This window comes from Mesorhizobium sp. M0954 (assembly GCF_040319155.1).
Taxonomy (GTDB): Bacteria; Pseudomonadota; Alphaproteobacteria; order Rhizobiales; family Rhizobiaceae; genus Mesorhizobium.
The window spans coordinates 45,382-54,602 of sequence record NZ_JAMYNR010000037.1; the positions used below are offsets into that span (position 1 = coordinate 45,382).

Here is a 9,221-nt window from a genome sequence, read left to right on the forward strand (position 1 = left end):
TCACGCCTGTCGCGACCGCTTCCACGCGAAGTTCAGAAACCGAGGCCGATGCCGCCGTCGAAGGTGTAGGTGTTGAAAGAGTTCGACTCCACTGAACTTCCCGCCACCCACCGTGCGTTGATGAAGACGTGAAACGTGTATGTGCCGGGAGCTATCTCGTTCGGCGGAATGTTGACGATGTGCGCCAGGGTCAACGCTGGCACAAGCCCGTCGACCTGCTCCTCTCCTTGCCAAACCGTGACGTTGCCGTTGCGATCGCCGGTGATCTTGCCGGCCTCGCTGTACGGCCCGGCGACGAGGATGCTAGCGTTCCAGTCCGTCGACTGGACGGCAAAATCCTGGCCGGTGTAAGGCATCGTGGGGTTTGTTGATCTGGAGGCCAGATTCCTGCCTTGCGGCGTGAGCAGCGGGCCGAAAGTGAGATTCGGGTGCATGATGGGCCTCTCCGCAATACGAAGAACAAAGGCCCCTCCACATTCCCCATGGGAAGCGTATTACAGAATCCGGCGTTTGAGCAATCCAAATCGTCAATCCATCGCCAAGAAAATATTTGTTAGTGATTTGGGGGCGAAAGCAATACCAGTAAGACAAAGGTTTAGGCTCGTCGGTTGGCGCGTTTCATTAAGTATTGCCTAAAAATCTATGCTCTCGACGAGCTTCCGTCGCAAATTCAGAAACGCCCATCGCTTGGTCGCTTCATCGCGCGCCCGCGAATGAATTTCCGGTCAAAAATATGCGATGGACGCGCTGATCAACGGGTCCGAACTGCCGCCGGGAGCGTTCACGATTGCCGTCGCGACGCCGTTTCCAGGCGGCACAATAGCGACGATCCGCTGGTCACTCTGGACCTCGAACGACAGGGCGGCCACGCCACCAAACGACACGGCTGAGGCGAGCTGAAAGCCAATGCCGTCGATGTCCACCTGATCGCCACCCTGTGAATTGCATTGGAAAGGCGATATCGACGACACCTGCGGGATGGGCCAGAAGAGTGAGATACCCAGTTCCGCAGCGGTCGTTTCTATGTCGCTCGCATAACCATACGTGCCTCCCGTCCCGCCACAATGGAGCCCGACTACCTCGCCGCTGAGTTTTCTGACCACGAGCGAGCCGGAATCCCCGCTGTTGCTCCATTCGGTGGACAGGTTGGAGTCGACTGTGACTTCGAACTGATTGCTCAGGATTGACCCGCGGTTCTCATAGGCTCCGATCGCCGTGATGACCCCATGTGTCAACAATGTCGTCTTGCCACGTTTCCGCACCCGGTCATTCAGCTGGGGAACCGCTGACCCCGTGATCGGACCGATCTGCACGACCTCTGCTGCTGCCGCCCGCCCGATCGAGAAGCAGGCCGCATCCGTGAAGCCGATCGGCTTGAACGGCGGCAGAAAGCTTGGCTCGGTCGGGAACGATGAGCGTGCAAGGGTACCGAGCAGATCAGCGGAAGACGGCGGCAGGTTTGAAAATTCCGGCTGGTAGACAGCCGTCCCTACAGCCGATCCCAGCACATGCTCGTTGCTTAATGCCGCGTAGTTGTCCGGTGTTGTTTTCCCGCGCTATCCCGCCCATCGTTCCGCTGGAGGAAACAAGAAGTGAGGTAAGTCTGCCGACAGAAATGCCGCCGACGACAACTGGATAGCGCGCCAGATCTGCTTCGATCTGCGGATCGCGCTGAACGATCGTGATTGGGATTCCCGATATATCGGTGGGGATTCCGGGTGGGACATTCTGCAGATCCGAGACCAGGACGCGAAGGACGACCTCGTCGGCTATCACTCCGTCCTGTTCTCTCAGGCTGACATCCACACCCCGGACTCCGGGAATGCCCATAACCATCGGGATTAAGGCACTTTGCGCAGCGAGCAGTTCGGGGGGATATCCATTGCCACCTCGCACTGATTCCCAAAGGGGATCTCAGATTAACGCCTCATTTCAGACCGGTTGCGTGTACCCCTTGAACACACCATACGCCTGCCTTGTCGGTTTCAGCCAAAGGACGCACGAGAGTAGTCGGCGCACTGAATGTGACGGTCGCCCAGGAATTCTCTGCGCCGAGCCACTTGGTGTTAGTCCAAAACGCCGTCTCAGTTCTGCTCAGAGGCGGAATCTTGTATTGCTCGAACCCGCCGTTTGCCCACAAGTCCGAGTCCAGGCTGGTAAGCTCGGCCATGCTCGGGAGCTGCCATCCCATTTCACCGATAGGGCCTCCTTGGCCGAGCGTCGCGCAGCGCTCCATGGCATCACTCAGCGTTACTGGCTCGTCGAAGACTTCCAAGCGGGCGACCAGACAAGTTCGCAGATCCAGGAAAGCTTTGCCGCCATGCTCGGCCAGCGGCCAGAACCGCTGCGCATCGAGTGGTTCACGTGTCTGCTTGTGAACGACGCCGCACCGTTCCTCTTGGGCCAAAACAGGTGACGCATTCGCTAGCGCGATGGCCGCCAGGTAGGGCAGGGCCCGATAGCTGCTCCGAGGGGGCCTGAAGGCCCGCGCCTGTCCCTGCAGGATCGTCAAGCCGCCGAGCAGGACGCGCAGCGGGGCGCCATGTCGCGAACACTGCCAGCGCCAGCGCTATCCAACCTTTGCCGGCGGCCAGTCTGATTTCTCGTTAAGCAGTCACTAAAGCAGTCAGCCCGCCTGCGGCCGGACGGCCGCCGCGAGAGCGCTTATGCGGCTGCGAGACCGGCAGCAGGATCCGCCGATGATCACGCTTTACGATACGAGCCGTCCGGCAATTGCTACAAGTTGCTCACAGCGGCTATTCCCTGCTCGAAGCGGTCTCTTCGACGTTTGCGGGAGATCATCCGCCCTTGCAACGGTCGGTCATGGACCTTCGCATTGCCTGACCGATACTTCCGTTTGATGGTCGCGCAGGCCGCGGCGGCGCAATCTCGTGTGCAGACGCCGTGTGGCCGTCCGCCGATCCACGGGGCCAGCGGCGGAGGCGGCCGATATGGCCGTGGCAAAGGCGATCAACAGGAGACAAACATGAGCACAAACATGAACGTGGACGACATTTCCGCTCGACCGGGGCCCGACGAGCTGGTTCCATCGCGCTACGCACTTAAGATCGGCGAGATTGACGTGCTCGTGGTCAGCGATGGGATCCTACCAATTCCAGCCCCGACCATCGCATACAACGTCGACCCGGCCGTCCGGACAGCCTGGCTGGAGGACGAATTCCTCTCGCCGGAGACGCTCGAGTGGCCGCTGAACGTGGCTGTGGTGCGCAGCGGCGACCAAACCATACTCGTCGACGCTGGGCTGGGGGCGGACCCGGAGTTGCACTTGCCGCGGGCTGGGCAGTTGATCCATCGACTGACGGCCGCTGGCATCGATCTGGCATCATTGACTGACGTGGTGCTGACCCACATGCACATGGACCACATTGGCGGGCTGCTCATCGACGGCGTGAAGGAGCGGCTGAATCCGCACCTGCGGATTCACGTTGCAGCCTCTGAGATCAAGTTCTGGGAATCGCCCGATTTCTCCCGCGTGTCCATGCCGCAAGGGTTTCCAGACGCGCTTCGGCGGGCAGCCAAGCGATTCGTCAATGAGTACCGCAGTCAGCTGCGCCCGTTCGAAGACGAACACGAGGTGGCGCCGGGGGTGGTCGTCCGTCGCACAGGCGGCCACACCCCCGGGCACAGCGTGGTCCGTCTGGCGTCAGGCGGCGACCGGCTGACGTTCGCCGGGGACCTCGTGTTCCAGGTCGGATTCGACCATCCCGACTGGCACAACGGCTTCGAACACGACCCCGAGGAGGCGGCCCGCGTCCGCGTTAGTCTAATGCGGGAACTCGCGGCGAACCGCGAGCCGCTGGTGGCCACTCACCTGCCGTTCCCGTCGGTCTGCCATGTGGCGGTCGACGGCGACGCCTTTCGTTGCGTACCGACGGTTTGGGACTACTGACCGCTTGCCGGGTGACGACCAACCTAGCCAATCTCCGTCGAGAGCCACCGCGCCATGATCATCTGTTCATGCAATGTGTTGAGCGATCAGGATGTCCGCTCCGCCGTCGAGGCGGGGCGGACGCGCTCGATTAGTCAGGTCTATGGCTGTCTCGGCTGCAGTCCCAAGTGCGGCCGTTGCGTGCGCGGCATCCTGCAACGGCTGCGCGCGGTCCTCCCAATCGTGACTCGGCTGCCGCAGGCCGGCTTTCTGGGAGTGACGGCCGCTTGTTGAGTCAAGATCGAACCACGACGAACACACGAGTTTGAACAACTGCTCGAGCGCCAAGGAGTCGCGGGTTGACGAAGGAGGCACGGACGCTGTCGCGCTGCAAAATGCGCGAGGGTTCGATTAATAGAGCGTTACCGCTTCCCCACACTCGCGGATCTCTGCGATTTTTCCATGGACATGATGTATTGTCTCGCTGCTGCTAAAGAGCAGTGGCGAACGGGAAAGTCTGACCGTAGACCGACTACGTTTTCCACGACGCGAGCCGCAGCTTTGCGCTGCGCATCTCGGTCGAAGAGTTCGATTTTGCTATTTGGCCGAAAGTCGCCCTCCGCCGACCTCACGCTGCTGATGAATGTGGCCTTCTGATCGCTCCCTCGCCGCATGTCGGTTGGCTAGCAGATGAGACACTGTCTCCTTGCTGACTAGAGTCCCCAATCTACGGATGCATCTATCCTAGACCTTCGCATGACATGACAGATGCTTCCGTTCGATAGTCTGGGCCTGCGCCCCGATGCATTGTCCGAACGACGGGAGCTGATGCGCCAGCGGTTGTCCGCTCGGTCAGGCAATCAACGCCGAACGCGAACGAGGAAGTCGTCATGAAGATCGTGGTTATTGGTGGCACCGGGCTGATCGGCTCGAAAACAGTCGAGAGGCTGCGTAACAAGGGCCATGAAGTCTTCGCCGCGTCACCGAACGGCGGCGTCAACACCATTACCGGCGAAGGCCTCGCGAAAGTGCTCGCCGGAGCGCAGACCGTCATCGACCTGGCAAATTCGCCCTCCTTCGAGGATAAGGCAGTTCTGGAGTTCTTCGAGACTTCCGGCCGGAACTTGCTCGCAGCAGAAAAGCTGGCGGGCGTGACGCACCACGTCGCACTTTCGATCGTGGGGGCCGAGCGTCTGCCCGATAGCGGCTATATGCGCGCCAAGATTGCCCAGGAAAAGCTCATTCGGAGCTCCGGCATCCCCTACACCATCGTCCACTCGACGCAGTTTTTCGAGTTTCTTGGCGGCATCGCGCAGTCAGGAACGGTCGGCGACATCACCACAGTCCCGAGTGCCTATTTTCAGCCAATCGCGTCTAACAACGTCGCGGACATCATGACCGAGGTTGCGCTCTCGCCGCCGGTCAACGGCGCGATCGAGATCGCGGGTCCGGAGCCGGTCCGCATGAGCGAGCTTGTCGCGCGATTTTTGAAGGCTACGAACGATCCGCGCAAAGTTACCGCGGATCCCCATGCGCGATATTTTGGCACGCTGCTGGACGACCGCTCGCTCGTGCCAAGCGACCATCCGCGCATCGGCACAACGCGCTTCGAAGACTGGTTCAGCCACGCCTCGCTCCACGGATGATGTGTGGCCCGCGCGCCTCAAGGTCAAGCAGGACGAGACAATCCTGAAGCTCAACCTCCTTCGGGTCCAGCTATGAGACCGGCAGAAATAAATGCAGGAAATGATGAAATGCCTTACCATGTAAGAGAACAAGCTGACGGCAATGGTTCCTCTGGATTCTATGTCTACAACGACGAGAAATACGTCGCCGGCCCGCGGTTCGAAGGTTGTCAGGCTACGAACTACATCGAGACACTGACTGATGGCCGCTATATAGCAAAGGCTGACAGAACCACGGTCATGCGAGGCCGCAGAAGTAACGGCAAACTTGTACTGCGCGAGAAGCGCGATCATCAACCCCATTTGCTCGCGCCGCGTCCCCTCGGCGAGAGCCTGATCCCCGGCCGCCCCTCCCATCGGCCGGCGATCCCCCATCACAACTAGGAGCCAAGACAATGATCAGGACTACACTCCTCATCGCTGCTGTCGCAGCCATCTCCGCAACCGGCGCTCTGGCCGACGATTCGCACGGCCCCAGGGCCACGCTGGTCTACGACCAGCCGCTACCCAACGTTCCAGGCAAGAGCATCAAGGGCGTGCTTGTCGAATATGAGCCCGGCGGCAGTTCCCAGGCGCACACTCACGCAAAGTCGGCATTCATCTATGCCACGGTCCTCGAAGGAGCAATCAACACTCAGGTCAATCACGGTCCGATAAAGACTTATCGGGCCGGCGAAAACTTTTCTGAGTTTCCGGGTGATCATCACACCTTCGAGGAGAATGCCAGCAAGACGGAACGCGCGCGCATGCTTGCCGTGTTCGTTGTCGATACGAACGACACCAACCTGACGACATCCGAAAAATGAGCTCGACAGCAGGCGATCTCTCGGAGGATTTTGATGCAAATCGAACAACTCAACTCGATGACGAAGGCTCGCCTGATGGTGCTCGACGCCCAATGCAGCGGTGCAAGTCGCTGCTCTTTCGCTTTCGAAGCCCGGTATTGGCCTCGTCGTCGTGTGTGACGACAATGGAGCGGCTGCAGGCGTGCTAAGCAAATCCGACCTCATCCGCCACCTCACCGGCGCAGGATCGCCGACGCCGCCGGCCGCACAATGCATGGATTTCCGTAGGGTGCAGTCGGGAATGGTGGGACTAGGTTACTGAGGTGAGTCCATCAGTCCAGAGTCAATTGCTGAGCAAGTTGCTGCACGAAGCGCCAACAATCCCCTGAAGGGAGGTCTGCGCCGTGACTGATCATATTGTCCTCGTGGTAGATGATGACGAGCGCGTTCGGGAGGCTCTGAGCGAGTTGCTCGCTTCACACGGACTGCGTGCCCTCGCCTTTGGATCGGCTGGGCACTATGTCAGCGCGGACAAGCCAGACCTTCCAGCCTGCTTAATCCTCGATGTCGAGTTGCCGGATATCAGCGGGCTCGATTTGCAGAAGCAGATCGCGGGAAGGGATCATCTACCGATCGTCTTCATAACAGGGCATGGCGACATCCCGTCATCCGTCCGGGCTATCAAGGATGGCGCGGTAGATTTCCTGACCAAGCCTTTCAGCGATTCTGATCTCATGGCCGCAATTCGCGTGGCGATCGCCCGCGACCGAGAAATCAGATCGGAGCGCGCTGAACTTGGCGTGTTGAAGCAGCGCCATCAGGAACTCACGCCACGCGAGCGTGAGGCGCTGCCGCTTGTGGTGAGTGGCCTGCTCAACAAGCAGGCCGCCGCCGAGCTTGGGATCAGCGAGGTCACTTTGCAAATCCACAGAAGAAACGTCATGCAGAAGATATGGCAGCGTCCCTTGCCGATCTCGTGCGTATCGCCGAGCGACTGGAAATACCGATAACCCACTCGCGCCGGGCGGCAGGGAGTGAGCGTGAGTAAGCATAAACCTATTGTGGCGGTGGTCGACGACGATCCAAGACTTCTCGAGTCAATGGAGGAGCTCCTCGAATCCGCTGGCTATGTGGCCCGCAGCTTCTCGTCGGCGCAACAACTGTTGATCTGCGGGCTAACGGGGCTCGATGTGCTGATCACCGACATCGGAATGCCTGGCATGGATGGCTTTGAACTTCGTGACCTGGTGAACAGGGCACGCCCGGAGCTGCCGGTCTTCCTGATCACAGGTCGTCACGAGATAGTCGATCAGGACCGAGCGAAGGGGATGAGCGGGTTCTTCCGGAAGCCCTTCGATGCCCACGCCCTACTTGCGGCCATCGGCGAGACTTTGCGCAACCATGACGCGGAGGACGGACATGAGAGTTGACCAGCCGCTCTTATGGAGATCGGCGCCGGCGCAGCAGCGGAAGGGTGAAGCGGACCCGGTGCTCGTCATTATTGTCGATGACGATACGTCTGTTCGGGAGGCCCTGTCGGAATTGATCCTGTCGGCGGTTTCCAGCCAGTCTCCTTTGCCTCGACCCGCGAATTGCTTGACTCCGATGTGTTGGACAGTCCAGGTTGCCTCATCGTCGACGTGCGCATGCCAGGAGCGAGCGGTCTCGATCTGCAGCGTCATCTGGCCCAAAACGGCAATCCCAAGCCATTGATATTCCTGACCGGGCATGGCGACATTCCGATGACTGTCCAAGCGATGAAGGCCGGCGCGGTGGATTTTCTCACCAAGCCTGTGCGGGACCAAACCTTTGCACTCATCGTCGTTCGAACATAACAAGAACACGGTCGCGCTGCGATGGCGATCGAACGGAGGGCCGATGTGCAATGACTATCGATTGATGGTGGATGTCGCTTCGATCGTGGAGGATTTCGCCGACCTCAAGATCAAGATCCGTTTCGGCGAAGGCGCGCCGAACATCGAGGCGCGCGAAGACATCAAGATCACGGACATGGCGCCGATCATCAGGACGATCGAGGGCGTGCTCAGCGAAGGCGATATGGTGCAACGGCGCTGGAGCTGGCCCGGACCGAACAAGCGGCCCGTTTATAATTTCCGTTCAGAGGGCCGAGAGTTCTTGTCGAACCGGTGCCTGATCGTGGCGGACGGCTTCTACGAGTTCACCGATCCGGAAGACCCCAAGAAGAAGCGCAAGGACAAGTGGCTCTTCACAAAGAAGGAGGAGCCGATCTTCTGCATCGCCGGCATCTGGCGTGAAATGCCTGAGGTCGGCGAGGCATTCACCATGCTGACGATGGAGCCAGGACCCGACATCGCGCCCTACCTCGAAAGCAAAGAAGGCAAGATCGCCCGTGCGGCCCTCGTCCATAGCGGCCTGCAGACGGCTGAAGGAGGTGACACCGTCGGCCCGAACGGCGCACAGCTCCCCGTCGACATATGCGTCTTTCACCGGGAGCGCGCGCAGGGCCGCTATCGTCGCTCGATAGCGATGCGACCAATCGAGGCCGGTGCGGGTAAGCAAGCGGATGTCGCTGCCGTCGATCCGCGCGTGCATGCGGTAGCCGTCGTACTTGATTTCGTGAAGCCAGTTCGGGCCGTCGGGCGCTTCGTCGACGAGGCGCGTGAGCTGGGGCTCGATCCATTTCGGCGGATGCGTTTTGTTCGGCTTTGTAGGACTCACCGTCTTGCGCGCCAATTGACATAAAGCGTCGTCATGCGGGCGAGACTACCACATGATAACGCTGCAGCTTTATCGGAAATCCCGCGTCTTCACCTTGATGCGGTCGATGTGCTCGTAGGGATCGACGATATCGCGCGTTTTCGGCATGCCGCGCGGATCGAT

At 60.0% G+C, this 9,221-nt stretch carries 9 protein-coding genes and 5 pseudogenes; 9 read left to right on the forward strand and 5 right to left on the reverse strand.

Translation table 11 applies throughout. The features are described from left to right. Positions 1 to 32 precede the first annotated feature (32 nt). From NKH93_RS30380 to NKH93_RS30400, 4 genes and pseudogenes are all read right to left on the reverse strand, one after another. The gene (locus tag NKH93_RS30380) at positions 33 to 434 is read right to left on the reverse strand and encodes a hypothetical protein (RefSeq protein ID WP_352718641.1); all 402 of its coding nucleotides are present in this window, start codon (positions 432 to 434) and stop codon (positions 33 to 35) included. 291 nt (positions 435 to 725) lie between these two features. Next, positions 726 to 1,508, reverse strand: coding sequence for an IPT/TIG domain-containing protein (locus NKH93_RS30385; protein WP_352974832.1), 783 nt, complete (start codon positions 1,506 to 1,508; stop codon positions 726 to 728). After that, positions 1,438 to 1,806, reverse strand: a complete 369-nt coding sequence (locus tag NKH93_RS30390; protein WP_352974836.1) for a hypothetical protein — start codon at positions 1,804 to 1,806, stop codon at positions 1,438 to 1,440. The genes NKH93_RS30385 and NKH93_RS30390 overlap by 71 nt, the downstream gene beginning before the upstream one ends. Positions 1,807 to 2,431: 625 nt before the next feature. Beyond that, positions 2,432 to 2,594 (reverse strand): annotated as a pseudogene (locus NKH93_RS30400) (ABC transporter permease); the annotation flags it as partial. 392 nt (positions 2,595 to 2,986) lie between these two features. On the opposite strand from NKH93_RS30400, the gene NKH93_RS30405 reads away from it, so the two are divergent. The 9 genes and pseudogenes from NKH93_RS30405 to NKH93_RS30445 all read left to right on the forward strand — a co-directional run. Continuing rightward, positions 2,987 to 3,910, forward strand: a complete 924-nt coding sequence (locus NKH93_RS30405; RefSeq protein ID WP_352974838.1) for an MBL fold metallo-hydrolase — start codon at positions 2,987 to 2,989, stop codon at positions 3,908 to 3,910. Between the two features lie 54 nt (positions 3,911 to 3,964). Continuing rightward, complete coding sequence (locus NKH93_RS34405; protein WP_502895853.1) at positions 3,965 to 4,183, forward strand: (2Fe-2S)-binding protein; 219 nt, start codon at positions 3,965 to 3,967, stop codon at positions 4,181 to 4,183. 596 nt (positions 4,184 to 4,779) lie between these two features. After that, the gene (locus NKH93_RS30415; protein ID WP_352974841.1) at positions 4,780 to 5,535 is read left to right on the forward strand and encodes an SDR family oxidoreductase; all 756 of its coding nucleotides are present in this window, start codon (positions 4,780 to 4,782) and stop codon (positions 5,533 to 5,535) included. Positions 5,536 to 5,643: 108 nt separating this feature from the next. Continuing rightward, complete coding sequence (locus NKH93_RS30420) at positions 5,644 to 5,958, forward strand: hypothetical protein (RefSeq protein WP_352974843.1); 315 nt, start codon at positions 5,644 to 5,646, stop codon at positions 5,956 to 5,958. 11 nt (positions 5,959 to 5,969) lie between these two features. Then, complete coding sequence (locus NKH93_RS30425) at positions 5,970 to 6,380, forward strand: cupin domain-containing protein (protein WP_352718760.1); 411 nt, start codon at positions 5,970 to 5,972, stop codon at positions 6,378 to 6,380. A 383-nt stretch (positions 6,381 to 6,763) separates the two neighbouring features. Beyond that, a pseudogene (locus tag NKH93_RS30430) lies at positions 6,764 to 7,407 on the forward strand (response regulator transcription factor). Then, on the forward strand, positions 7,394 to 7,789 hold the full coding sequence (locus NKH93_RS30435; protein WP_502896522.1) for a response regulator: 396 nt from the start codon (positions 7,394 to 7,396) through the stop codon (positions 7,787 to 7,789). Before NKH93_RS30430 ends, NKH93_RS30435 begins: the two are co-directional and overlap by 14 nt. Continuing rightward, positions 7,779 to 8,167 (forward strand): annotated as a pseudogene (locus NKH93_RS30440) (response regulator transcription factor); the annotation flags it as partial. The gene NKH93_RS30435 and the pseudogene NKH93_RS30440, both read left to right, overlap by 11 nt. 70 nt (positions 8,168 to 8,237) lie before the next feature. Continuing rightward, positions 8,238 to 8,702: pseudogene (locus NKH93_RS30445) on the forward strand (SOS response-associated peptidase family protein); the annotation flags it as partial. Positions 8,703 to 8,819: 117 nt separating this feature from the next. On the opposite strand, the pseudogene NKH93_RS30450 reads toward NKH93_RS30445, so the two are convergent. After that, positions 8,820 to 8,933: pseudogene (locus tag NKH93_RS30450) on the reverse strand (hypothetical protein); the annotation flags it as partial. Positions 8,934 to 9,221 lie beyond the last annotated feature (288 nt).